Origin of the sequence: Williamsia sp. (genome assembly GCF_036566845.1) — a bacterium.
In the GTDB taxonomy this organism is placed as follows: Bacteria; Actinomycetota; Actinomycetes; order Mycobacteriales; family Mycobacteriaceae; genus Williamsia.
On sequence record NZ_DATCVM010000182.1, the window covers coordinates 1 to 24605 of the forward strand.

The following is a 24605-nucleotide window of genomic DNA, read 5'->3' on the forward strand; positions in this document are numbered from 1 at the left end:
ACCACGTGTTCAGGGATCCGGTCGCCACGAGGATCACTCCCAGGACGTACCCGCCGATGCCGACGACCAGCACCAGAACCAGGATCGGAATCTCCCACGGATGCCGTCGTGGCCGCCCGGCGTACGGGGCCGGGGTGAGCCAATGCGATGCCGGTGCAGGCGGAGGCATGTCGGGATTCACCCTGCCGAGACTAGTGCCGAGCCATTACAGACGGCGATCCGCGATCAGGCGATTTCCGGTCGATGCCCGGAGCGTGACCGCCCTCTGTCAGACTGTTCGTCATGCGCGTGTACCTAGGTGGCGACCATGCCGGTTTCGAACTCAAAGCCCAGATTGCCGAACATCTGACCTCAGCGGGTCATGAGGTGATCGATTGTGGAGCGCACGAATACGACGCGCTCGACGACTATCCGTCGTTCTGCGTCGACGCCGCGCTGCGGACCGTCGCCGATGAGGGCAGCCTCGGGATCGTGCTCGGCGGCAGCGGAAACGGTGAGCAGATCGCCGCGAACAAGGTCCCCGGAGCCCGGTGCGCTCTGGCGTGGAGTGTGGAGACCGCACAGTTGGCGCGTCAGCACAACAAAGCGCAGCTGATCGGCATCGGTGGCCGTATGCACAGCCAGGCCGAGGCGCTTGCGATCGTGGACGCCTTCATCGGCACCGAGTGGTCGGGTGAAGAGCGTCATCAGCGTCGCATCGACATCCTCGCGGACTACGAACGCACCGGTGTCCCGCCGGCACTGCCCGCGGTCTAGGCCTCGAAATACGCTGTGCCTGAGGGGCATACGCTTCACCGGCTGGCCCGGATCCATCATCGGGAGTTCGCCGGCCGACAGGTTGCGGTGAGCAGTCCGCAGGGACGGTTCACCGCCGGAGCGCGTCGGGTCGACGGACAGACATTCGTCCGGGCAGAGGCGTGGGGCAAACACCTGATCCATCGCTACGGCAACGGTGAGATCGTCCATGTGCACCTGGGTCTCTACGGCGCATTCGGTGATGGCGCAGCGCCGCTCCCCGAACCGGTGGGTCAGGTCAGGATGCGCATGGAGTCCGGCGCCTACGGCACCGACTTGCGCGGGCCGACGGCCTGCGAGCTGTACACACCGGATGATCTGACGGCGCTCACCGCGCGGCTCGGTCCGGACCCGCTGCGCAAAGATGCCGTACCTGATCTGGCGTGGTCGGCGATCACGCGGTCCCGCAAGGCGATCGGTGCGCTTCTGATGGACCAGAAGGTGCTGTGCGGAGTGGGCAACGTCTATCGCGCCGAAGTTCTGTTCCGGGCGGCGATCAATCCGCACCGCCCCGGGACCGGGATCGACCGCATGGAATGGGACGCGCTGTGGACAGACCTGGTGGCACTGATGGCGGTCGGTGTGCAGCGCGGCAAGATGCACGTGGTGCGGCCCGATGACGATCACGGCGCTCCGGCGTACGGCCCGGGTCGACCGCGCACCTACGTCTACCGGCGAAGCGGTGAACCCTGCCGAATCTGCGGGACACCGATCCTGATGGGAGAGATGGTGGCGCGCAAGGTGTATTGGTGCCCGGTCTGCCAAGCCGATTGACGAGAATCATGCTGATTGCCGGCATTTTCCGTGCAGTCGCCTCAGTGCACGCTCAGGTTTCATCGGCATCATGGACGCATGGCAGTCGTGACGGTGCTCGTTGTCGGGGGAACAGGGGAGTCCTATCCGGGTGACACCCGGGAGGGTGTCGGCGGGCTGCTCGCCGAGGTGACCGGCCGGCTCGACGAACGGTTCAACTGCCAGTGGGTCGGGTACCCGGCGAGTTACGGCCCGGTTCCCGATCTGACCGGTATGAGTTATCTCGACAGTGTCCGCGCCGGCGTGGAGAACCTGCGGGCCCGCTTGTATGCGACGCCCGGTCCGGTGATGATGATCGGGTACTCGCAGGGCGCGGTGGTCATCCGGCACCTGTTGGCGAATCGCGTGAGCGCATCTGCCGTCGTCGCGGTCGGGTTCGTGGCCGACCCACACCAGCCACCCGGCGTCGTCGTGGGATGCGAAGGGTTCGGACTGGCCGGTGAAGGGCCGGCGATACCCACTGACGTCCCGGTGATGTGGATCGCGGATCCTGCCGATGTCATCTGCAACGCAAGCGGCGATTCGCTGCTGCGGGATTTCGCCGACCTCACCGCCGCAATGTCGATCAGTGATGCGCGAGGCTGGTTCCACAACCTCTGGGAGATTTTGAGGGGCAACGATTTTCAGAATGCATCGCGGACGTCGATCGGTCTGCGGCAATGGCGCAAGGACGTGCGGCGCGTGCGGATCGCGATGGCCGAGATCGCGGGGTATCTGCCCCGGAAACTGATGTGGCGGGGGCTGCAGATCGTGAATCGCGCCGGAGGGCGGCACACCGGGTATGACGCAGAACCGCTGGCAGGCGGGACTTTGTCGGGCTGTGAGATCCTGGCGCAATGGCTGCAGGTACAGGTGACGTTCCTGCCGTCCGGCATCGATCGGCGTGCTGCCTAGCCAGTCGCCAACTGCACGGTGGTAACAATTCATACGTCTGAAATGTGAGACACGTGTGGTTGGGTGACACTGAATCCCAGAACTATCAACGCTGGGAGAAATCGACGTGGATCATTACGACCTGGTTGTCATCGGATCCGGCCCTGCCGGGCAGAAGGCGGCCATCGCCGCCGCGAAGCTCGGTAAGAAAGCCGCGGTCGTCGAACGCCGGAACATGGTCGGTGGCGTCTGTATCAACACCGGCACGATTCCGTCGAAGACGTTGCGGGAGGCAGTTCTCTACCTGACCGGGCTGAACCAGCGCGAGCTGTACGGCCAGTCCTACCGGCTGAAGACCGACATCACCGTCGCAGATCTGTCGTCGCGGACTGCGCACGTGGTGGGCAAAGAGATCGACGTCATCCAGAATCAGTTGTCGCGCAACCGGGTTGCGCTCCTGATCGGCAGTGGAAAGTTTGTCGGACCCCATGAGCTGACCGTCGAATCAGAGGGCGGCGACCACAAGAACGTCACCTTCGACCATGCGGTGATCGCGGTGGGCACACGCCCGGCGCGGCCGGCCAGCGTGGAATTCGACGGCGCGACGATCGTCGACTCCGATCAGATCCTCGGAATGGACCGGGTGCCGCAGTCGATGGTGGTGGTCGGTGCGGGTGTCATCGGAATCGAGTACGCCTCGATGTTCGCGGCGTTGGGCACCAAAGTGACGGTGGTCGAGCGGCGCGAGTCGATGCTCGACTTCGTCGACCGGGAAATCGTCGAGGCGCTGCAGTACCAACTGCGCGATCGAGGCGTCACGTTCCGGTTCGGCGAATCGGTGAAACTGGTCGAGAAGCATCAGGCGGGATCCGTCACGGTGCTGGAATCGGGGAAGAAGATTCCCAGTGACACCGTGTTGTATTCGGCCGGCCGCCAAGGAGTCACCGAGGAACTCGGTGTGGCCGCAGCCGGCTTGGAAGGCGACAATCGGGGGCGCCTCAAGGTCGACGAGTGCTTCCGCACGGCCGTGCCCCACATCTACGCGGTGGGCGACGTCATCGGATTCCCCGCGCTCGCGGCCACTGCCATGGAGCAGGGGCGTCGGGCAGCCTACGACGCCTTCGGGGAACCGGTGGGTGTCGCGGACTCGTCGAAACATCCGATCGGTATCTATTCGATCCCGGAGATCAGTTACGTCGGCAAGACGGAGGAGCAGCTGACCGCGGAGAACGTACCCTTCGAAGTCGGTGTCGCCCGGTACCGGGAGCTCGCTCGGGGCACGATCATGGGTGACGCGTACGGGATGCTCAAACTGCTGGTCGACGCACAGGACCGCAGCATCCTGGGTGTGCACGTGTTCGGTTCCAACGCAGCTGAATTGGTGCATATCGGACAAACCGTGATGGGGTGTGGAGGCACGGTCGACTATCTGGTCGATGCGGTGTTCAACTACCCGACACTCGCCGAGGGTTACAAGGTGGCGGCGCTGGACGCGGTGAACAAGATGCGGGCGATCGCGAGGGTCACCGGCGTCGGCAACGGGCACGATCTCGGCGCCGAATAGACCATTCCGGCATCAGGCGCAGCGCATACGAAAGAACCGGCGCCGAGGTAACTCTCGGCGCCGGTTCTTTTCAGATGTGCTGCGGTGCCTAGCTACCCGGAATGTACTGTCCGCCGATGGTGCCCTGCACCACGATCGGGGTTCCTTCCGGGAAGTTCTCGTAGACCCACTGTCCGTTCTCCGGGCTCACATTGATGCAGCCATGGCTCACGTTGGTGTTGCCCTGCTGCTCCACGGACCAGGGTGCGGCGTGGATGAAGATTCCGTCCCACGACATGCGGATCGCATGTTCGACGTAGGTGCGGTAGCCCCCGGGTGAGTCGATCGGGACGCCGTACGTGGACGAGTCCATGTACATGTCGCGGTACTTCTCTTTGGTGTAGTACGTGCCGTTGGGGGTCGGGTTCTCGTTCGAGCCCATCGAGATCGGCATCTTGCGGACGATCTTGCCCTCGTGCCACACGGTCAATTCGTGAGTGGCGTCGTCGGCGAGTGCAACCCAGCCGGTGTCGGTTTTCACCGGAGGTGCGGGCTCTGCCGGCTTGACCGGCTCAGGTGCGGGTTCCGGAGTCGTCTCCGGTGCCTGCGGCGGCGTGGGTACGGTCAGGCCGGGGATCTGGGGGAGCGGCACGCCGGGAAGCCCGGGAATGGTGGGCGAGGGCTGCGCGGAGGCTGCAGCCGGGACGGCCAATGCCATGACAACAACACCGAGTCCGGCGGCAAGAAGGCGTTTCGCGGTGCGTCCGCGGGTGAACTTGCTGGTCGACACTATGTATAACCCTAACGTTGGCTGCAGGTTTATGCGCTCCCCGAAAGCGCAGATTCAATACTTGCATGTCGCTACCGCCGGGCCAAACGTTACAAACGCTCCTGGGGTCAAAGTGACCGAAGGGGCCAGTGAGGTTCGAGATTCGAGCCAAAAGTGATCTGGCTCACTGTGATTGGCGTCTTCCACTGGATTGTTTCATCAGATGCCGTATACCGGTATTCCGTTGAAACAGTCGGTCATCAGTGCTGTTGACGCGCTGGCCGGCCTTCGTCAGCAGGTGCTGGGTGCGGGCACTCCGGCGAACCGCTCGCCGAGCCATTGAATCGCTCCCGGGATGCCCAGGGGATACGCGGCAACGTGATTCGGAGCGGGGGTCAACAGGCTCGAAACCCGGACGCCGGCGCGACAGTACTTGTTGTTGGTGGTGAGGATCGACTCCACCGGGATCAGTTCATCTGTGGGACTGTGCCATTCGAAGACAGGTGAGTTGGGTGTCCCGGGATAGGTGTCGAGGCCGTTGGCCTGGACGACTGCCCGGACAACCGGGTCGTCGAAGATCTTGACGTCCGGTGTCATCTCGTCGGCGCTGTGATCCTGACCGATCTTCAGGATCTCGTTGGTGCAGGCATTCTGCATCTGCAGGTACATCGACCTGCCGAGATCGGTCAGGTTGTCCCACATCGGGATCTCGTCCGGGTACTCCCGTGACAGACCGACCGCGGCGGCGTAGGCGAGTCCGAACGCCGGGTGCGGATTGTTGTAGCCCAGGCCTTCGGCCATCTTGATCAGATTCATCGGGGCTCCGCCGTACGCGCTGCCGGCGAGCCGAAGCCCGGGTGCGTAGGTGGGTGCCAGTGCGGCCGCCCACGCGGTCGCCATTCCGCCACCGGAGTACCCGATCAGCCCGACGGGGCTCCGGGAGATGTTCGCGAGGCGGAAGTTCTTTCCGGCCTTGATGCCGTCCAGGGTGATCCGGCCACCGAGCTGGGCGGCGCCGTACGCGCTGCGCGGGCCGAGGTGGTCGGGGACCGCGATGACCCAGCCCTGGGCCAGCAACCCGTTCAGTGCCGGTCCCTGGCGGGCGGTCAGGCTGTTGGTCTGTGTGAACAGTGTGCGCGAGGGCGCGCATTCCAGGCCGAGCGCGTTGACGATGTCCTGGAAGCTCAGCAGAGGTGCGTTCGCGCTGCGGTTCACCGGGAGCAGAAGTGTGGTGACCGCGGCGATCGGACGCTCGTACATGTCGGTGCTGCGGAACTTCAGCTGCCAGGTCTCGATATTCATGAACCCGGGAGGGTTGGGCATCCGGCGGCTGGCGACGACGTCACCGTTCGCATAGTCGCCGATGTTCGCGGGCGCGGCATAGAACTGGTCGCCCAGCGGTGTCGGGAGCGCGACATCGTCGGCGCCGGCAACGGCAGGGGTCATCGTCAGGAGGGCCAGCGTGGTTGCGCAGAGCGTTCCAACGGTGATCAGTCGACGTCGCAGTCGGGTGCGGAACACGGAAGTGCTGGTCGCGCGCAAAGGGGCCTCCGGCTCGGGCGGGATTCGTGCGTCGACCTCCCCGGCGACGATGTCCGATATGTAACCGTTATCTGGCCGGAACTGTCAAGCGCGTCACACCGGGCTCGATCCCCGATGATCCTGGCGGTGAGGTTTGGGGTGTGAACCCGGCTGCGCCCGGATGGCAACGGTTTTGATCGCCTCGTGCAGCTGTTCACGGGATCCGCCGTATGCCGACGGCCGGCCCAGATCCGGCGTCCGGCGGCGGCTGTTCCTCCCCGCATCGCAGTCGTCTGGTCAGAACGCCAAAAAAGCCCCGGGCAGCGATGCTGACCAAGGCCTTTCGGGGGTGGAGCGGGTGACGGGAATCGAACCCGCGTAGCTAGTTTGGAAGACTAGGGCTCTACCATTGAGCTACACCCGCGTGCATACGACATCACTGGGATCGCCACTGTTGCCGCTGCGAAAGGAACTGTACCGCGTCGATCCGGCGGACATGAAATCGCCTGTTCGCGACGGCGTGGTGCAGCCCTGTGACGACCGGTTTAGGTTCGTGGGGCAGCGGTCACGTAGTATTTGCGTTCGGCGAAAGCGGTGAATGTTGCCGCTTTCGGATGACCTCACGGGATGTGGCGCAGCTTGGTAGCGCATCCGCTTTGGGAGCGGAGGGTCGCAGGTTCGAATCCTGTCATCCCGACTCACGAGAGAAACGCACTACAAGGGAGTCAAGTGAAGAGCACCGTCGAGCAGATCAGCCCGACGCGGGTCAAACTCAACGTCGAGGTTTCCTTCGAGGAACTCGAGCCGGATTTCGCCCGCACCTACAAGACGATGGCACGGGACATCCGGATCCCCGGCTTCCGTCCGGGTAAGGCACCCGCCAAGCTGATCGAGGCCCGTGTCGGCCGCGACGCGGTGCTGGCTCAGGTCGTCAACGACGCGATCCCCGCCAAGTACAGCGAGGCCGTCGAGTCCAGCGAGATCAAGGCCATCGGCCAGCCCGAGATCGACCTGTCGGAGCTTGAGTACGGCAAGAGCATCACCTTCACCGCCGAGGTCGATGTCCGTCCCGAGATCGACCTGCCGGACTACTCGACCCTCGAGGTCGAGGTCGAGCCGATCGCGGTGGACGATGACGCAGTCGACGAGCAGCTCGAAGCCCTCCGCGCCCGCTTCGGCACCCTGACCGGTGTCGACCGCCCGGTCGCCGATGGCGATTTCGTCTCCATCGACCTGTCGGCCACCATCGACGGCAAAGAGGTCGAGGAAGCCGCCACGACCGGTCTGTCCCACGAGGTCGGCTCGGGTGAGCTGATCGACGGTCTGGACGACGCACTCATCGGCCTGTCGGCCGGCGAGGAGAAGGTCTTCAAGAGCACGCTCGTCGCCGGAGACCACAGTGGCGACGAAGCCGACGTCACCGTCAAGGTCGTGTCGGTCAAGGAGCGCGAGCTTCCCGAGGTCGATGACGAGTTTGCGCAACTGGCAAGCGAATTCGACACCGTCGACGAGCTCAAGGCCGATCTGCGCGAGCGTGTCGCCCGGTCGAAGAAGATGGGTCAGGCGAACGCCATCAGTGAGGCGCTTGTCGCCAAGCTGGTCGAGACCGTCGAGGTTCCGCTGCCCGAGGCGATCGTCGCTGCCGAGGTCGACGGCCAGATCCATCAGGTCGTCCACAGCCTCAATCACGACGACGAGGCATTCGAGCGTCTGCTCGAGGACCAGGGCACCACACGCGAGAAGTTCGAGGCCGAAGCTCGTGAGGGTGCCGAGAAGTCGGTGAAGACCCAGCTGCTGCTCGACGCGATCGCAGATCAGCAGGAGACCGAGGTCGCCCAGGACGAGCTGATGCAGCAGATCATGTTCCAGGCGCAGCGCTACGGCATGCAGCCCGCCGAGTTCGCTCAGCAGTTGCAGCAGGCCGGCCAGGTCGGCGCGATCTACGCCGAGGTCCGCCGCAGCAAGGCGCTGTCGTCGATCGTCAACGAGATCACCGTCAAGGACACCGACGGCACCGTTGTCGACACCGACGAGTTCTTCCCGAAGCAGGAAGCAGCCACGGAGGACGACGAGTCCACCAACGAGTCGTAACCGACAAGCGGGCGTCGTGAACAACGAAAACCGCAAGTCATAAGGGACAAAACGCCAGCAAGCATTCTGCTGTCAGCGAATAGGGGCGACGCCGAGGGTTCGGCGTCGCCCCTATTCGTTACTGTCGAAGTCAGCAGTCAAATCACTGTGAGTCCGTTGAACGAAAAATCCCAGGACCTGATCCTGGGACGCGAAGGTAGGTACCGTGACTGAGCCGAAGATCCACACGCCAGCGCTCTCCGGAGTAACCGCGAGTTCGGGTGTGGCCGGACTGAATCTGACCGACTCGGTCTTCGAGCGTCTGCTGCGTGAGCGCATCATCTTCCTGGGCACCCAGGTCGACGACGAGATCGCCAACCGGCTGTGCGCGCAGATCCTGTTGCTGTCGGCAGAGGATCCGACCAAGGACATCAATCTCTACATCAACTCTCCCGGCGGTTCCGTCACCGCCGGTATGGCAATTTTCGACACCATGCAGCTCGCTCCCTGCGACATCTCCACGTACGCGATGGGCATGGCGGCCTCGATGGGGCAGTTCCTGCTCGCCGCGGGAACCAAGGGCAAGCGACACGCATTGCCGCACGCGCGGATCATGATGCATCAGCCGTCCGCCGGTATCGGTGGCACCGCGGCCGACATCGCGATCCAGGCCGAGCAGTTCGCGCAGACCAAAAAGGAGATGAACCGGCTCAATGCCGAGTTCTCCGGGCAGACGCTCGAACAGATCGAGTTGGACGCCGACCGCGACAAGTGGTTCACCGCCGAGCAGGCCAAGGCCTACGGTCTTGTCGATCACGTGATCACTCGCGCTTGAGCGCTTGCATGGTCGAACTCCGCTCCGCTTCGTCTCCGACACCTCTCACACTCATCGGAAAGCTATGAGGACCATGAACAATCTTTCACCTCAGTCGCGGTACATCCTGCCGTCCTTCATCGAGCACACACCGAACGGTGCTCGCGAGTACAACCCCTACGCCAAGCTGTTCGAAGAGCGAATTGTCTTCCTGGGCACGCCCATTGACGAGACCGTCGCCAACGACATCATGGCGCAGCTGCTGGTGCTCGAGTCGCAGGATCCCGACCGCGACATCATCATGTACGTCAACTCGCCCGGCGGCAGCGTGCCGGCGATGCTCGCCATCTACGACACGATGCAGTACGTCCACTGCGACATCGCGACGGTCTGCCTCGGCGAGGCCGCATCGGCCGCTGCGATCGTGCTGGCCGGCGGAACCCCGGGCAAGCGGGCCGCTCTGCCGAACGCAACCGTGCTGATCCACCAGCCGCGTACGGGTGGTGCCTACCAGGGCCAGGTCTCCGACCTCGAGATCCAGGCCGCCGAGATCGAGCGCATCCGCCGTCGCCTCGACGACATCCTGGCCGGGCACACCGGTCAGCCTGCCGACAAGATCCGCAAGGACACCGACCGCGACAACATCCTGACCGCCGAGCAGGCCAAGGAATACGGCATCATCGACGAGGTTTTCGAGTACCGAAAGAAGTCCGGCCGCAAGTGACGCCCCAGGTGTCGCGGGCCTGAAATAGGCCCGCGACATTTGGCTTTATCGGTCGAAGTTCCGCTCACCTACGGGTACGGTCGTGAGTACTGTGCTCCCCGTGAGCTGGGGCGGGGTCCGTAGGACGGCAGCGTCCGTCCGGACATCAGGGTCTTTGTGCATCAGGTAACGGAAGTAGGGACAGCAACAGATGGCACGTATCGGAGATGGTGGCGATCTGCTGAAGTGTTCTTTCTGCGGAAAGAGCCAGAAGCAGGTCAAGAAACTGATCGCTGGACCCGGCGTGTACATCTGCGATGAATGCATCGACCTGTGCAACGAGATCATCGAGGAGGAGCTGGCCGAGACCAGCGACGTCAAGCTCGACGAACTCCCGAAGCCGGCCGAGATCCGGGACTTCCTGGAGAACTACGTCATCGGACAGGACACCGCGAAGCGGACTCTGGCCGTGGCGGTCTACAACCACTACAAGCGCATCCAGGCGGGCGACCGCAAGGACTCGCGCGGTGTGGAGCCGGTGGAGCTGGCGAAGTCGAACATCCTGATGCTCGGGCCCACCGGTTGCGGTAAGACGTACCTGGCCCAGACCCTGGCCAAGATGCTCAACGTGCCGTTCGCGATCGCCGACGCCACGGCTCTGACCGAGGCGGGCTACGTGGGCGAGGATGTCGAGAACATCCTGCTGAAGCTGATCCAGGCCGCCGACTACGACGTCAAGCGCGCCGAGACCGGCATCATCTACATCGATGAGGTCGACAAGATCGCCCGCAAGAGCGAGAACCCGTCGATCACCCGCGACGTCTCGGGTGAAGGTGTCCAGCAGGCACTCCTCAAGATTCTCGAGGGCACGCAGGCATCAGTGCCGCCGCAGGGTGGCCGTAAGCATCCGCACCAAGAGTTCATCCAGATCGACACCACCAACGTGCTCTTCATCGTTGCCGGTGCCTTCGCCGGACTCGACAAGATCGTCTCCGATCGAATCGGCAAGCGTGGCATAGGATTCGGCACCGAAGTGGCCAAGAACGACGATGACAGCAGTGACCACTTCGCCGAGGTGATGCCCGAGGACCTGATCAAGTTCGGTTTGATCCCGGAGTTCATCGGTCGTCTCCCGGTGATCGCGTCGGTGACCAAGCTCGACAAGCCATCGCTGATCAACATCCTGTCGGAGCCCAAGAACGCACTCGTCAAGCAGTACGCGCGACTCTTCGACATGGACGGCGTCGAACTGGAGTTCAACGACGATGCGCTCGAGGCCATCGCCGATCAGGCCATCCACCGTGGAACCGGCGCTCGTGGACTTCGCGCGATAATGGAAGAAGTGTTGCAGCCGGTGATGTACGACATCCCCAGCCGCGACGATGTCGCGAAGGTTGTTGTCACCGGAGAAACGGTGCGCGACAACGTTCTTCCGACCATCGTCCCGCGCAAGCCGCGTCGCGACGAACGGCGCGAGAAGAGCGCGTAGCTCCTACTCTCGATCTGTACTCGCGCCGGTCACTCGACGATTCGGTGACCGGCGGAGTACACGTTCATCGATTCGCCGCGCAGGAACCCGACAATCGCGACACCCTGTTCGGTGCCCAGATCCACGGCGAGTGACGACGGCGCGGAGACGGCGGCGATGATCGGGATTCCCGCCATCACGGACTTTTGAACGAGTTCGAAGGACACCCTGCCGGACAACATCAGAATGGTGTTGCGCAACGGCAGGGTGTTTTTCTGCACCGCCCAGCCGATCACCTTGTCGACTGCATTGTGTCGCCCGACGTCTTCTCGGGCCACCAGTAGGGTTCCCTCGGTGGTGAAGAGTGCGGCGCCGTGAACCCCACCGGTGGAGCTGAATATCTTCTGGGACTCGCGAAGTCGACCCGGTAGCTGGGCGAGGGTGTCGACGTCGACGGTGCAATCGTCGTCGGCTGGGCGATGGTTCGAGGCGAGTCGCACCGCATCGAGTGAAGCTTTGCCGCACACTCCGCACGACGACGTGGTGAAGAAGTTGCGGGTGGCGGTCTCCGGCAGACGCCGATCGTCGCGCAACGTCACATCGAGCAGGTTGTAGGTGTTGCGGCCCTCGTCGTCGACACCATCGCAGTACCGGATGACGGCGATGTCGTCGGCGCTGTCGATGATGCCTTCGGTCAGCAGGAAGCCGTGCGTGAACTCGATGTCCGCGCCGGGTGTCCGCATGGTGACCGACAGTGATTCGCCGGCCACCCGGATCTCCAGCGGCTCCTCCACGGCGAGGGTGTCAGCGCGGGAATCGGTACCGCTGGGACGGATGCGTCGGACGCGGGTCCGTGCGCTGGCGCGTCCCATCAGCGGTGCTCGAGCCGGATGGTGATGGCCTTCGACACCGGTGTATTCGATTTGGCCGCAACATGTTCGAGGGGGACCAGTGGATTGGTCTCGGGGTAGTACGCCGCGGCATTGCCGCGAGGGGTGGGGTACGGGACGATCCGGAAGCCTTCGACGCGGCGTTCCTCGGCACCACCGGGGCCGGCGAACTCGGAGATCAGATTTACACTTTCACCTTCGGTGAAGCCGAGATCGATGATGTCCTGCGGGTTCAGCAGCACCACCCGGCGGTCACCTTTGATGCCGCGGTAGCGGTCGTCGTGACCGTAGATCGTGGTGTTGTATTGGTCGTGGCTTCGCATGGTCTGAAGGATGATGCGTCCTTCGGGAACCTGGAGCCACCGCAGGGGATTGGTGGCCAGGTTGGCCTTGCCGGTCCGGGTGGGGAACGAGCGGGTGTCACGGGGTGGATGGGGCAGGACAAAACCGTCGGGATGGCGGACCTTGTCGTTGAAGCCGGCGAATCCTGGGACCACCCGCGAAATGTGGTCGCGAATCGTGTCGTAGTCCTCCGACATCGGACCCCAGGGAACCGAGTGGTCGGCGCCGAGCGTCGCCCGCGCGAGATCGCAGATGATCGAGACCTCACTGCGGAGCTGGTCGCTCGACGGCGGCAGCGATCCGCGGGACAGATGCACCACGGACATCGAATCCTCCACGGTGACAGCCTGTTTGCGTCCGTCGCGCACATCCTTGTCGGTGCGGCCGAGGGTGGGCAGGATGAGGGCGGTGGTGCCGGGCCGCAGGTGTGAGGCGTTCAGCTTTGTGCTGACTTGCACGGTGAGGCGGCAATTCCCCATCGCGGCAGCGGTGGCGTGGGTGTCGGGGGAGGCGGACACGAAGTTGCCGCCCATGGCCATGAACACCTTGATGTCGCCGGCGGCCATCGCGCGGATGGTGTCGACGGTGTCGAGACCGTGATTCCGGGGTGAGCTGATCGTGAACTCGCGATCTAGGGCATCGAGGAATTCGTCAGGCATCTTCTCCCACACGCCCATCGTGCGGTCGCCCTGCACATTGGAATGTCCACGCACGGGGCACACGCCGGCGCCGGGTTTGCCGATCATGCCGCGCAGCAACAGGAGATTTGTGAGTTCTTCGATGGTCGCGACGCCGTGAGCCTGCTGGGTCAGGCCCATCGCCCAGCAGATGATGGTGCGGTGCGAGGCGATCATCTGGTCGGCCGTGGTCCGGATCGTCGCCTCGCTCAGTCCGGTGGCGGTGACGATCTCGTCGAGGTCGACCTTCTCGAGTTCAGCGAGGTAGTCGTCCACCCCGAGGCAGTGCTCGTTGATGAAGGGGTGGTCGAAAACTGTTCCGGGAGCCTTCTTCTCGGCGTCCAGGAGGAGCTTGCCCAGACCCCGGAACAATGCCATGTCGCCGCCGATTCGGATCTGCAGGAACTCGTCGGCGAGCGTGGTGCCCTTGCCGATGACACCGTTGATCTTCTGGGGATCCTTGAACCGCAGCAGTCCGGCTTCGGGAAGCGGATTCACCGCGATGATGGTGGCGCCGCGTTCTTTGGCCTTCTCCAGCACCGACAGCATCCGCGGATGGTTGGTGCCGGGGTTCTGCCCCGCGATGATGATCAGGTCCGCGGCCTCGAGGTCGGGGACGGACACCGAGCCCTTGCCGATGCCGATCGACTCCACCAGCGCGCTGCCCGAGGACTCGTGGCACATGTTGGAACAGTCGGGAAGGTTGTTGGTGCCGAGTGAACGGGCGAACAACTGGTACAGGAATGCGGCCTCGTTGCTGGTACGGCCGGAGGTGTAGAACGCTGCCTGGTCGGGGCTCTCGAGAGCCTTGAGCTCGTCGGCGATCAGGGCGAAGCACTGGTCCCATTCGATGGGCCGATAGTGATCGTCTCCGGCCGCCAGCACCATCGGATGACTGATCCGGCCCTGCTGGCTGAGCCAGTATTCGGAGCGCTCGCGAAGGTCGGAGATACTGTGCGCGGCAAAGAAATCCGGGCCGACAGTTCGCTTTGTCGCTTCTTCGGCGACCGCTTTTGCGCCGTTCTCACAGAACTCGGCGTGCTTGCGGTGACCCGGGGTTTCCGGCCACGCACAACCGGGGCAGTCGAAGCCGTTGCTCTGATTGAGGCCGACGAGAGTCTGGGCCGTCCGGATCGGACCCATCTGCTTCACAGCGCGACGCAGCGCGACCGCCACCGCGGGTACGCCGGCCGCCCACTGCTTCGGTGGATGCTGGTCGAGTTCGTCGCGTTCGGGTTCTGGGATGGCTTCGGTGCTCATGCAAACCATCTTCCTCTGTCGGCCGGAATCGGCCCACAGCACGGTCCTGTTCGCGTTAACTGTCTCCATGGAGACTTCACGATTGGGCGCAGTTGTCCTGGCAGGCGGGGCATCCAAGCGGATGGGCAGCGACAAGGCGGCGTTGGCCTGGAATGGCGAGTCGATGCTCGTCCGGATCACCCGGGTTGTGTCCGAGCGATGCGATCCCGTTCTGGTCGTCGCCCCCGCGAAGTCGCCGGCGTACCTCGGACTCAGTGAACAACATCCCGGCACCGACCGGATCCGCTGGGTCACCGACGAGAAGCCGGGTGCCGGACCGCTCGCCGGTTTGGCGCGCGGGCTCGCCGCCGCGGCCGACGCCGGACGCGAGGTGGTGTTCGTGTGCGCCACCGACATGCCCTTGGTCTCGGCGGAAATGATCAACGAGCTGCTCCGGGGGTTGTCGGATGCCGACGACGCCGCGATCGCGGTGGATACGCAACGCGCACATCCGTTGGCCGGCGTTTATCGCACCCGGGCGGCGGGAACCCTTGCCGACCTGGTCCAGACCGGAGAACGCCGGATGGTGGCCGCCGTCGAAGCGCTGCGGACCAACCGCGTGACGCTCAGCGATCCGGCCTGGTTGACCAACGTGAACGCGCCCGAAGACCTGCACCGGCTCCGGGTTCACTGAGCCCGGATCGGCGCCGCGGTCACCAACCCGACGTGCGGCTTTTCTCGCTTGCCGGTCGACTGCCTAGAATTGGCCGGTGACCGAATCGACCACGCAACCCGACAGCAGTCCCACCGCCCTGCCCAAGGCCTGGGACCCAGGTGCTCACGAGGACGCGCTCTATCGGGGCTGGGTCGACGCCGGATACTTCACCGCCGACCCGAGCAGCGACAAGCCGCCGTTCTCGATCGTGCTGCCCCCGCCGAACGTCACGGGGTCTCTGCACATGGGTCACGCCCTCGACCACGTGTTGATGGACGCCCTCTGCAGGCGCCGCCGGATGCAGGGCTACGAGGTGCTGTGGCTGCCCGGCATGGATCACGCGGGCATCGCTACGCAGAGCATGGTCGAGCGCCAGCTCACGGCGAACGGTGAACGCAAGGACGACCTCGGCCGCGATGAGTTCATCAACCGCGTCTGGGCCTGGAAAGCAGAGTCCGGCGGAACCATCGGCACACAGATGCGCAGCCTCGGCGACGGGGTGGACTGGTCGCGGGAACGCTTCACCATGGACGAGGGTCTGTCGAAAGCGGTGCAGACCGTCTTCAAGCAGATGTACGACGACGGCCTGATCTACCGCGCCGAACGATTGGTGAACTGGTCGCCGGTGCTGAAGACCGCGATCAGCGACATCGAGGTCAAGTACTCCGACGTCGAGGGCGAGCTGGTGAGTTTCCGCTACGGCTCCCTCGACGACACGCAGCCCCACATCGTGGTGGCCACCACGCGTCTGGAGACGATGCTCGGCGACACCGGCATCGCAGTGCACCCCGATGACGACCGCTACCGGCACCTCGTCGGCACCGAGCTCGATCACCCGTTTGTCGACCGCAAGATCCCGGTGGTCGCCGACGACTACGTCGATCCCGAATTCGGCAGTGGCGCAGTGAAGATCACGCCCGCCCACGACCCCAACGACTTCGCACTCGGATCTCGTCACGATCTCCCGATGCCGACGATGATGGACGAATCGGCGCACATCGCCGGAACCGGCACCGAATTCGACGGCCTGGACCGCTTCGAGGCGCGCGCGAAGATCAGGGAGGTGCTCGCCGCCCAGGGCCGCATCGTCAAGGAGGTGCGCCCCTACCTGCACAGCGTCGGTCATTCCGAGCGCAGCGGCGAGCCGATCGAGCCCCGCCTCAGCATGCAATGGTGGGTGCGCGTCGAGACCCTGGCCAAGGCCGCGGGCGATGCGGTCCGCAGCGGTGAGACGGTCATCCACCCGAAATCCCTCGAACCGCGCTGGTTCGCCTGGGTCGATGACATGCACGACTGGTGCATCTCTCGCCAGCTGTGGTGGGGCCATCGCATCCCGGTCTGGTACGGACCGGACGGCGACATGGTCTGTGTCGGCCCGGACGAGGAGCCGCCGGCCGGTTACGTCCAGGACAGCGACGTGCTCGACACCTGGTTCTCGTCGGGCCTGTGGCCGTTCTCGACGATGGGCTGGCCCGAGGTCGGCGACGAACTGAAGAAGTTCTATCCCACCTCGGTGTTGGTGACCGGCTACGACATCCTGTTCTTCTGGGTGGCCCGCATGATGATGTTCGGCACCTACATTGCCGACGCGTTGGGCGCGCAGACCAGTGGCGTCACCCCGGTTCCGTTCCGCAACATCTTCCTGCACGGACTGGTCCGCGACGAGTTCGGCAGCAAGATGTCGAAGTCGAAGGGCAACGGCATCGACCCACTCGACTGGGTCGAGCAGTACGGCGCCGACGCGCTCCGCTTCACCCTGGCGCGAGGGGCGAACCCCGGCGGCGACCTGTCGGTGGGAGACGATCACGCACAGTCGTCGCGGAACTTCGCCACCAAGCTGTTCAACGCCACCAAGTTCGCGCTGATGAACGGTGCGGCGGTCGGCGAGCTCCCGCCCCGCGACGAGCTCACCGACACCGATCGCTGGATCCTGGATCGACTCGACCAGGTCCGCCTCGACGTCGACGCCGGATTCGAGGCCTACGAGTTCTCCAAGGCCTGCGAGGCGCTATACCACTTCGCGTGGGACGAGTTCTGTGACTGGTACCTCGAACTGGCCAAGGTGCAGTTCGCGCGTGACGACGAAGCCCGTTCGGCGGCAACCAAAGTCGTGCTTGGCACCGTCCTCGACGCCCTGCTGCGGATGCTGCACCCGGTGATGCCGTTTGTCACCGAGGTGCTGTGGAAGACGCTCACCGGTGGTGAATCGGTGGTGATCTCGCAGTGGCCGACCGAGTCCGGTGCCGTCACCGACACGGTTGCGGCGAACCGGGTCGAGGACACCCAGAAGCTGATCACCGACATCCGGCGTTTCCGCAGCGACCAGGGTCTCAAACCCTCGCAGAAGGTGGCCGCCGAACTCATCGGTCTCGACGAGGCGGATCTGGGCGGCCAGCGCGACTACATCGACTCGCTGGCCCGGCTGACTCGGGCAGAAGACGGGTTCTCCGCCACCGCGACCATCGAGGTGCGCCTGCGCACGACCACGGTCACCGTGCGGATCGACACCTCGGGATCCATCGATGTCGAGGCCGAAAAGCGGCGATTGGCAAAGGATCTCGCTGTCGCGGAGAAGGAGCTCGAGACGACCACCCAGAAGCTGGGCAACGAGCAGTTCCTGTCGAAGGCGCCGGACGCCGTGGTCGCCAAGATCCGCGGGCGGCAGCAGTTCGCACGAGATGAAGTCGTCAGGATCACCGCGAAGATCGAGGCGCTGGGCTCTGGATCGTGACCGAACCGCAGCCGCCGCAGACGCCGGACGCCGACGACCTCGCCGAATTGGCCGAGGTCGAGGCACTGCTCGACACCCGCTGGCCCGAAACCCGGATCGAACCGTCCCTGACCAGGATCTCGGCGCTGATGGATCTGCTGGGCTCGCCCCAGCGTGGCTACCCGTCGATCCACATCGCCGGGACCAACGGCAAGACGTCGGTGTCGCGGATCATCGATGCGCTGCTCACCGCACTGCATCGCCGCACCGGCCGGATCACCAGCCCGCACCTGCAACTGGCCACCGAGCGGATCTCGATCGACGGGGTGCCGATCTCGCCGCGTACCTACGTCGACACCTACCGCGAACTCGAGCCGTACATCGACATGATCGACGACCGGTCGATCGCCGCCGACGGACCCCGGATGAGCAAGTTCGAGGTGCTGACCGCGATGGCCTACACCGCTTTCGCCGAGGCCCCCGTCGAGGTCGCGGTGGTGGAGACCGGGATGGGCGGCCGATGGGACGCGACCAATGTCATCGATTCCACGGTCTCGGTCATCACGCCGATTGCATTGGACCACAGTGACTTTCTCGGTGACACCCTGGCAGAGATAGCGGGGGAGAAGGCCGGGATCATCAAGAAGGCACCTGATTCGCTGGTGCCCACCGACCCGGTGACGATCCTGGCGGTGCAACAGCCGGAGGTGGCCGACGTGTTGTTGCGGGCCGCGGTCGAGGCGGATTCGTTTGTCGCACGCGAAGGTTCGGAGTTCGCGGTGCTCGAACGCCGGACTGCGGTCGGCGGTCAATTGCTGACATTGCAGGGCCTCGGTGGCGAGTACCCTGAGGTGTTCCTGCCGCTTCACGGCGCACACCAGGCCTCGAATGCGGTCTTGGCTCTGGCTGCGGTCGAGGCATTCTTCGGTGCCGGCGCCGACCGGCAACTCGATGTCGAAGCCGTTCGTGCCGGGTTTGCCGCGGTCACGAGTCCCGGGCGACTGGAACGGGTGCGTTCGGCGCCCACCGTATTCCTCGACGCCGCCCACAACCCGCACGGAGCCGCCGCGCTGGCGGCCGCCCTCACCGACGAGTTCGACTTCCGGCGTCTCATCGGTGTGGTCAGCGCGATGGCCGACAAGGATGTGGCCGGCCTGCTGACCGCGTTCGAGCCGATTCTCGACGTCATCGTCTTGACCCACAACGGTTCTCCGCGAGCCATGGATCCGGAGTCACTCGCTGATGTCGCGATCTCGATCTTCGGTGAGGACCGGGTTCAGGTCCACGGCTTCCTGCCCGATGCGGTCGAAGCCGCCATCGAATTGGCCGAAGAGAGTCTTGACGACAACGGCACGATGTCCGGGACCGGCGTGGTGATCACCGGTTCCGTGGTGACCGCAGGTGCTGCGCGCACCCTCTTCGGCAAGGATCCGGCATGAGTGCAAACGACCCCACCGGGCCCCAGGGTTCGTCCCCGCAGAGATTCACGCCTCCGGCGGTCGACCCGTGGCGGGGCTTCCGGGGAGTGATGGCGGGGACTTTGATCCTCGAAGCAATTGTCATCGGCCTGGCGTTCCCGATCGTGTGGCGTGTCGGCGGCGGACTGACGGTGTGGTCGGGCGTCTACCTCGGTGTGCTGACACTTGCCATGATTCTCGGTTCGGGTCTGCAGGGCCGGAGCTGGGCATTGCAGTACAACCTCGCGTTACAGGTCGTCACGATTGCCGGCTGGGCGATTCACTGGTCCATCGGAATCGTCGGCGTCGTATTCGGGATCGTCTGGTTGTACATCGCGTACATCAAGCGCGATGTACGGCTCCGGATGGAACGCGGCCTGCTGAACGGGCAGGAACCGATCGAGGACTGACGGCGGATGTGTGGTTGTTGCCGGAACGTGACCTGAAATCCGGGCAATTGGGGTGTTCTCCGATGCGCGCCGCTGACAAGATCGCCTAACGTCTTCCCCGTCGAATCTCACCCCCATGATCGAAAGGTCTTGCTGTCTATGTTGCGTACCCCGAAGTCTGTTCCCGCCTCGATTGCCGCGATCGGCGGTATGGCCTGCGTTGCCGCAGCCATCGTGATGGGATCGGGGGCCGCTTCGGCGGAGGCGTTGTCGCCCATGCCGGTGGGTGAGAGCCAGTATGGGTATCTCGCCACGCATGCCATCACCGAACGCGCTGCGGATATGGAGGTACCCGAGTTCATCGCGTCGATCCCGGTGCCGGAGGAGTACAAGCTCGCGAACCTCGCGATGGCGGCCAGGTTCGACATCGCCGTCGACGAGGCGCTGGCGTCGCCGGGTGGCTGCGTGCAGGTCGTGATCGATCCGGCGCCGACCGGCGGCGGGGCCTTCAGTTACGGATTCTTCGCGGTCGAGGGCAAGTACTGCCAGCCCTAGTCCGGCGTCTGCGAACCGGCGCGATGGCGCACGTTACGCTTGCCCGGTGACTGAACGCACTCTGGTATTGATCAAGCCCGACGGTGTGAGCCGCCAACTCGTTGGCGACATCATCGGCCGAATCGAACGCAAAGGCCTGTCGCTCGTGGCGATGGAACTCAAGACCGCCAGTGACGAGATCGCTGCCGGCCACTACGCCGAACACGAGGGCAAGCCTTTCTATCCCTCGCTTCTCGAATTCATCACCTCGGGGCCGCTGGTCGCCGCGGTGCTCGAAGGCCCCCGCGCCATTGCCGCATTCCGGCAGATCGCGGGCGGTACGGACCCCGTCGAGAAAGCCGTGCCCGGAACTATTCGGGGCGACTACGCACTGAGCACCCAGTTCAACCTCGTCCACGGCTCGGACTCACCCGACTCCGCAGAGCGTGAGATCGCACTCTGGTTCCCTGACCTCGGATGATCGTGGGGCCGTCCTCCGACTTTCTGTCGAAGTCGGAGGACTTGGCCGCGCGTGATGTGTTGTGTGGGATACTGGCAAAGGTTGTCGAGCCCGACGGGCGCCGACGACCAGATGATCAGATCGAATGCTCGGTCCCCAGGCCGCATGGATTTCATGCGGCGTGGTGTGGACATCGCGGCTCTCGAGTTAGTCAATCATCACGCCAGGCATCGCCGGCGAATGCGGGGATCGTCCCGCATCCACCGGGCGAAGCGAGACCTACAATCCCGGCCGAGGCCGGGTAAATAGCACAGCCCTCGCGTGGCCGCGTTTATCCGCGCCCGGGGGCTTGAGGAGAATACGTGGCCGACACGCAGTCGCCGGACGAACTGAATCACAGCAGTTCGGCGCAAGAGTTTCCGCACAAGATGCGAGTGCATGCACTGGCAAGACTTCTGGGGCTGAGCAGCCGCGAGGTGCTGGTGCATCTGGCCGACATGGGGATCGCGGCTCGCAGCCCCCAGTCGAGCATCGTGCGCAGTACAGCCATCGCTGTTCGCGACAAGATCGCCGCCGGTGAAGACTCCGAACCGGCGGATTCCGAGGCTCCGGATGCGCAAGAGCAGGTGCCGACGGTCGAGGCGCAGACCCCGGTCGCCGAACCCGAGATCGCAGCAGCTGAAGCCGAGGCGCCGGCCGCGGAGAACGCGCCCGTTGTGAGCCCGGTTGTGGAGATCCCGCCGGTGGTGGAGCCACCGCTCGAGGCGCAGTCACCGACCGAGACGGAACCGGTCGCTGAGACGGAACTGGTCGCTGAGACAGAACCGCCCACCGAGCAGGCTCCGGCCCGTGCTCCTCGGGTCCGACGTAAGAAAGCGGCCGAGACACCGAATCTGTTCTCCGCTGCCGAAGAAGAATCGCCGATCGCTGTAGAGCGGTCTTCGTCGACCGAGCATGCGGGTTCTCCGCTGTTCTTGTCCGCGCAGCCGGTGGCACCGGCGTATGCGGACCAGGAATCGGACGACACCGACACCGATACCGACGCGGACTCCGATGACGACGACAGCGGTTCACGCCGCCGCCGCCGCGGCCGCCGTGGACGTGGACGTGGCCGCGGTGAGAATGCCGCCGCCGACGGCACCGACGAAGACACGTTTGCCGATGTGGACACCCGCGAACAGGACGCCGAGGCGTCTGACACCGCGGATTCCGGCGACGAGCAGGCCGAGACCGACAGGCCCGAGGCCAAGAGCACCAATCGCCGCAAGCGCAGCCGGTCGAAGAAGTCCAAGACCGACGTCGACGCGGAGCCCACGTCCGACGCATCGGGCACCGACGGTGACGCCACCGGCGACAAGCCGGATTCGGCCGATGAATCGGAAGCCTCTGACGACGCGACGTCCGGGGACTCGAAGGGTTCGGCCGAGACCGACTCCGATGATTCGGAGGAGTCCGGTGATGCCGGCTCGGCCAACCGCCGTCGCCGTCGCCGCCGCCGTCGTAAGGGTGGCGAGGGTGACGACGCCACCACCACCGACGATCCGCCGAATACGGTTGTGCACGAGCGGGAACCCCGGAACAAGTCGCGGACCCGCGACGAGGTGCAGGGTATCTCCGGTTCGACGCGGCTGGAGGCGAAGCGTCAGCGTCGCCGGGACGGACGCGATGCGGGCCGTCGTCGGCCGCCGATCCTGAGCGAGTCCGAGTTCCTGGCCCGTCGCGAAGCGGTCGACCGCGTCATGGTCGTCCGGGAACGCTCCGGTGTGGCCGCCACCGTGACCCACGAGGCACACGGTGACAACGCGTCGTCCGACGCGTCGCCGTCGACCCGCGACTACACGCAGGTGGCAGTCCTCGAAGACGGCGTTCTGGTGGAGCACTTCGTGACCACCTCGAACTCTTCGTCGATGGTCGGCAACATCTACCTCGGCCGGGTTCAGAACGTTCTGCCCGGCATGGAAGCGGCATTCGTCGACATCGGCCGTGGCCGAAACGGTGTTCTCTACGCCGGTGAGGTCAATTGGGATGCAGCCGGACTCGACGGTGGTTCGCGAAAGATCGAACAGGCACTCCGGCCGGGCGATCCGGTCCTCGTACAGGTCAGCAAGGATCCGGTGGGGCACAAGGGTGCTCGACTGACGACGCAGATCTCGCTGGCCGGTCGCTACCTGGTCTACGTGCCCGGCGGCGGTTCGACCGGGATCAGCCGCAAGCTGCCCGACACCGAGCGCAAGCGGCTCAAGCAGATCCTCGGGAAGATCGTCCCCGACGATGCCGGTGTGATCATCCGCACGGCGTCCGAAGGTGTGGCGGCCGAGGAACTGACCCGTGACATCGAACGTCTGCAGCAGCAGTGGGAGACGATCAGCGCGGCGACACCGTCGGCCGGCAAGTCGAAATCGACTGCGCCCCAGGCCTTGTACGAAGAGCCCGATCTGCTGGTGAAGGTTGTTCGCGACCTGTTCAACGAAGACTTCAAGAAGTTGGTCGTCGAGGGCAACAGCGCCTGGGATCAGGTGGAGAGCTACGTCCGTGGAGTCGCACCCGACCTCCTGGATCGTGTCGAGCGCTTCGACAAGGTGCATGCGGACGCCCCCGACGTCTTCGACGTGCACCGGATCGATGAGCAACTGGCGAAGGCGTTGGACCGCAAGGTCTGGCTCCCGTCTGGCGGCACGTTGATCATCGAGCACACCGAGGCCATGACGGTCGTGGACGTCAACACCGGTAAGTTCACCGGCTCCGGTGGCAACCTCGAGGAGACCGTCACCCGCAACAACCTGGAAGCCGCCGAGGAAATCGTGCGGCAGATGCGGTTGCGTGACATCGGCGGCATGATCATCGTCGACTTCATCGACATGGTCCTCGAATCGAACCGGGATCTGGTGCTGCGCAGGCTCACCGAGGCTCTCGGACGGGACCGCACCCGGCATCAGGTGTCGGAGGTGACCTCCCTGGGGCTGGTGCAGATGACGCGTAAGCGCCTCGGCACCGGACTGCTCGAGGCGTTCTCGACCACATGCACCTGTTGCAACGGTCGTGGGATCGTGGTGCACGCCAACCCGGTTGAGATCTCCGCCGGTGGCGACGACTCGAACCGCGGTGGTGGCGACTCGAAGCGTCCGCGCCGAAATCGCCGGGGCGGCAAGACCGATCAGCCGGCCGCCGCGCAGGTTGTCGAGACCAAGCCGGTACCGCATCACCCGGCCGAGCATCCGATGTTCCGGGCGATGGCGAGCCACGCGTCGGAGTCCGACACCGAAACCCCCGACACCGGTGGGCATCGGGCAGAAACGCATGACGCAGAAGCGGATTCGACGGCTGCGACGACACCGTCGCCGGCTGCCGGGGAATCGCAGTCGGGTGAGGACGTCGCGGTGGTTGCAGACCCACAGCGAGCCGCTCGGGTGACCGAGCCGGAACCCCGGCCCGAAGCGGTCGCGATCGCCGCGGACCAGGGGGATGGATCAACGGTGACGGAAGTCACGATCACCGAAACCTCGGTACCGGAACCACGGGACGAGGCCCCGGCCGGGTCCGAGGCCGATTCGGCAACGGGGGCCGTCAAGGCACCCGCCGGACATCCGACGCCGCCCAAGCGCCGGCGTGCGGTACGGCGGAAACCAGCCGCTTCTTCTGCTCCGTCCCAGCCTGCGGTGGTCGTCGAGGTGACTCCCGCTGCGCCCGTCACCACGTCGGGCCCGGTGGGAGCGACCACAGAGCCCGCAGTTGCCGTACGTCGCAAGCCGCGGCGTCGGGCGGCCGGACGTCCGGCAGGACCGCCGGTCGAGGAGTGAGACACGCGGGATATGGGAGCTGGTTT

The 24605-nt window shown here is 64.8% G+C and carries 19 protein-coding genes and 2 tRNA genes; 16 read left to right on the top strand and 5 right to left on the bottom strand.

All coding sequences use genetic code 11. The annotated features are described in order from the left end of the window. Positions 1-282: 282 nt before the first annotated feature. The 4 genes from VIQ49_RS17080 to sthA all read left to right on the top strand — a co-directional run bounded on the left by VIQ49_RS17080 (position 283) and on the right by sthA (position 4045). Entirely contained in the window at positions 283-756 is a 474-nt protein-coding gene (locus tag VIQ49_RS17080; protein WP_331886736.1) for a ribose-5-phosphate isomerase, read from the top strand. A 15-nt stretch (positions 757-771) separates the two neighbouring features. Continuing rightward, on the top strand, positions 772-1569 hold the full coding sequence (locus VIQ49_RS17085; protein ID WP_331886738.1) for an Fpg/Nei family DNA glycosylase: 798 nt from the start codon (positions 772-774) through the stop codon (positions 1567-1569). Positions 1570-1647: 78 nt separating this feature from the next. After that, the gene (locus VIQ49_RS17090) at positions 1648-2502 is read left to right on the top strand and encodes a PE-PPE domain-containing protein (protein WP_331886740.1); all 855 of its coding nucleotides are present in this window, start codon (positions 1648-1650) and stop codon (positions 2500-2502) included. 106 nt (positions 2503-2608) lie between these two features. After that, positions 2609-4045, top strand: coding sequence for a Si-specific NAD(P)(+) transhydrogenase (sthA, locus tag VIQ49_RS17095; RefSeq protein WP_331886742.1), 1437 nt, complete (start codon positions 2609-2611; stop codon positions 4043-4045). A gap of 88 nt (positions 4046-4133) precedes the next feature. Here the strand turns inward: sthA and VIQ49_RS17100 are convergent, their stop codons facing one another. From VIQ49_RS17100 to VIQ49_RS17110, 3 genes are all read right to left on the bottom strand, one after another. After that, positions 4134-4814: a L,D-transpeptidase gene (locus VIQ49_RS17100; protein ID WP_331886744.1), complete on the bottom strand. Its 681-nt coding sequence runs from the start codon at positions 4812-4814 to the stop codon at positions 4134-4136. 270 nt (positions 4815-5084) lie between these two features. Continuing rightward, a complete protein-coding gene (locus VIQ49_RS17105; protein WP_331886746.1) occupies positions 5085-6239 on the bottom strand; it encodes a lipase family protein in 1155 nt (384 codons plus the stop codon). A gap of 425 nt (positions 6240-6664) precedes the next feature. Continuing rightward, a tRNA-Gly gene (locus VIQ49_RS17110) sits at positions 6665-6738 on the bottom strand. A 199-nt stretch (positions 6739-6937) separates the two neighbouring features. On the opposite strand from VIQ49_RS17110, the gene VIQ49_RS17115 reads away from it, so the two are divergent. The 5 genes from VIQ49_RS17115 to clpX all read left to right on the top strand — a co-directional run bounded on the left by VIQ49_RS17115 (position 6938) and on the right by clpX (position 11390). Next, positions 6938-7011 (top strand) — tRNA-Pro (locus VIQ49_RS17115). Positions 7012-7043: 32 nt separating this feature from the next. Next, the gene (tig, locus tag VIQ49_RS17120) at positions 7044-8405 is read left to right on the top strand and encodes a trigger factor (protein WP_331886748.1); all 1362 of its coding nucleotides are present in this window, start codon (positions 7044-7046) and stop codon (positions 8403-8405) included. A gap of 205 nt (positions 8406-8610) precedes the next feature. After that, a complete protein-coding gene (locus VIQ49_RS17125; RefSeq protein WP_331886750.1) occupies positions 8611-9219 on the top strand; it encodes an ATP-dependent Clp protease proteolytic subunit in 609 nt (202 codons plus the stop codon). Positions 9220-9292: 73 nt separating this feature from the next. Next, the gene (locus tag VIQ49_RS17130; RefSeq protein WP_331886752.1) at positions 9293-9922 is read left to right on the top strand and encodes an ATP-dependent Clp protease proteolytic subunit; all 630 of its coding nucleotides are present in this window, start codon (positions 9293-9295) and stop codon (positions 9920-9922) included. Between the two features lie 190 nt (positions 9923-10112). After that, a complete protein-coding gene (gene clpX / locus VIQ49_RS17135) occupies positions 10113-11390 on the top strand; it encodes an ATP-dependent Clp protease ATP-binding subunit ClpX (RefSeq protein WP_331886754.1) in 1278 nt (425 codons plus the stop codon). Positions 11391-11419: 29 nt separating this feature from the next. Here the strand turns inward: clpX and fdhD are convergent, their stop codons facing one another. Together fdhD and VIQ49_RS17145 are read right to left on the bottom strand one after the other, a co-directional pair. Continuing rightward, positions 11420-12241: a formate dehydrogenase accessory sulfurtransferase FdhD gene (gene fdhD, locus VIQ49_RS17140; protein WP_331886756.1), complete on the bottom strand. Its 822-nt coding sequence runs from the start codon at positions 12239-12241 to the stop codon at positions 11420-11422. Then, positions 12241-14538 (bottom strand): FdhF/YdeP family oxidoreductase, encoded by a 2298-nt coding sequence (locus VIQ49_RS17145; RefSeq protein ID WP_331886758.1) that lies wholly within the window; start codon positions 14536-14538, stop codon positions 12241-12243. The genes fdhD and VIQ49_RS17145 overlap by 1 nt, the downstream gene beginning before the upstream one ends. A gap of 67 nt (positions 14539-14605) precedes the next feature. Here VIQ49_RS17145 and mobA point away from each other — a divergent pair, with 67 nt between their 5' ends. The 7 genes from mobA to VIQ49_RS17180 all read left to right on the top strand — a co-directional run bounded on the left by mobA (position 14606) and on the right by VIQ49_RS17180 (position 24579). After that, a complete protein-coding gene (gene mobA, locus VIQ49_RS17150) occupies positions 14606-15211 on the top strand; it encodes a molybdenum cofactor guanylyltransferase (protein WP_331886760.1) in 606 nt (201 codons plus the stop codon). Positions 15212-15287: 76 nt separating this feature from the next. Continuing rightward, positions 15288-17963, top strand: coding sequence for a valine--tRNA ligase (locus tag VIQ49_RS17155; protein ID WP_331886762.1), 2676 nt, complete (start codon positions 15288-15290; stop codon positions 17961-17963). Next, positions 17960-19381 carry a bifunctional tetrahydrofolate synthase/dihydrofolate synthase gene (gene folC, locus VIQ49_RS17160; protein ID WP_331886764.1) on the top strand — a complete coding sequence of 474 codons (1422 nt, stop codon included), beginning with the start codon at positions 17960-17962 and terminating at the stop codon, positions 19379-19381. The genes VIQ49_RS17155 and folC overlap by 4 nt, the downstream gene beginning before the upstream one ends. Beyond that, positions 19378-19809 (top strand): DUF4233 domain-containing protein, encoded by a 432-nt coding sequence (locus VIQ49_RS17165; RefSeq protein WP_331886765.1) that lies wholly within the window; start codon positions 19378-19380, stop codon positions 19807-19809. Before folC ends, VIQ49_RS17165 begins: the two co-directional genes overlap by 4 nt. Positions 19810-19947: 138 nt before the next feature. Next, complete coding sequence (locus VIQ49_RS17170; RefSeq protein ID WP_331886766.1) at positions 19948-20343, top strand: hypothetical protein; 396 nt, start codon at positions 19948-19950, stop codon at positions 20341-20343. Between the two features lie 46 nt (positions 20344-20389). After that, positions 20390-20803 (top strand): nucleoside-diphosphate kinase, encoded by a 414-nt coding sequence (ndk, locus tag VIQ49_RS17175; protein ID WP_331886767.1) that lies wholly within the window; start codon positions 20390-20392, stop codon positions 20801-20803. A 341-nt stretch (positions 20804-21144) separates the two neighbouring features. Beyond that, the gene (locus VIQ49_RS17180) at positions 21145-24579 is read left to right on the top strand and encodes a translation initiation factor IF-2 N-terminal domain-containing protein (RefSeq protein WP_331886768.1); all 3435 of its coding nucleotides are present in this window, start codon (positions 21145-21147) and stop codon (positions 24577-24579) included. The last annotated feature ends 26 nt before the right edge of the window (positions 24580-24605 follow it).

Coding starts and splice junctions, on each gene's coding strand:
- VIQ49_RS17080 (WP_331886736.1), top strand. CDS start 283: ATGCGCGTGTACCTAGGTGGCGACCATGCCGGTTTCGAACTCAAAGCC.
- VIQ49_RS17090 (WP_331886740.1), top strand. CDS start 1,648: ATGGCAGTCGTGACGGTGCTCGTTGTCGGGGGAACAGGGGAGTCCTAT.
- VIQ49_RS17105 (WP_331886746.1), bottom strand. CDS start 6,239: ATGACCCCTGCCGTTGCCGGCGCCGACGATGTCGCGCTCCCGACACCG.
- VIQ49_RS17130 (WP_331886752.1), top strand. CDS start 9,293: ATGAACAATCTTTCACCTCAGTCGCGGTACATCCTGCCGTCCTTCATC.
- clpX (WP_331886754.1), top strand. CDS start 10,113: ATGGCACGTATCGGAGATGGTGGCGATCTGCTGAAGTGTTCTTTCTGC.
- fdhD (WP_331886756.1), bottom strand. CDS start 12,241: ATGGGACGCGCCAGCGCACGGACCCGCGTCCGACGCATCCGTCCCAGC.
- VIQ49_RS17145 (WP_331886758.1), bottom strand. CDS start 14,538: ATGAGCACCGAAGCCATCCCAGAACCCGAACGCGACGAACTCGACCAG.
- mobA (WP_331886760.1), top strand. CDS start 14,606: ATGGAGACTTCACGATTGGGCGCAGTTGTCCTGGCAGGCGGGGCATCC.
- VIQ49_RS17165 (WP_331886765.1), top strand. CDS start 19,378: ATGAGTGCAAACGACCCCACCGGGCCCCAGGGTTCGTCCCCGCAGAGA.
- VIQ49_RS17170 (WP_331886766.1), top strand. CDS start 19,948: ATGTTGCGTACCCCGAAGTCTGTTCCCGCCTCGATTGCCGCGATCGGC.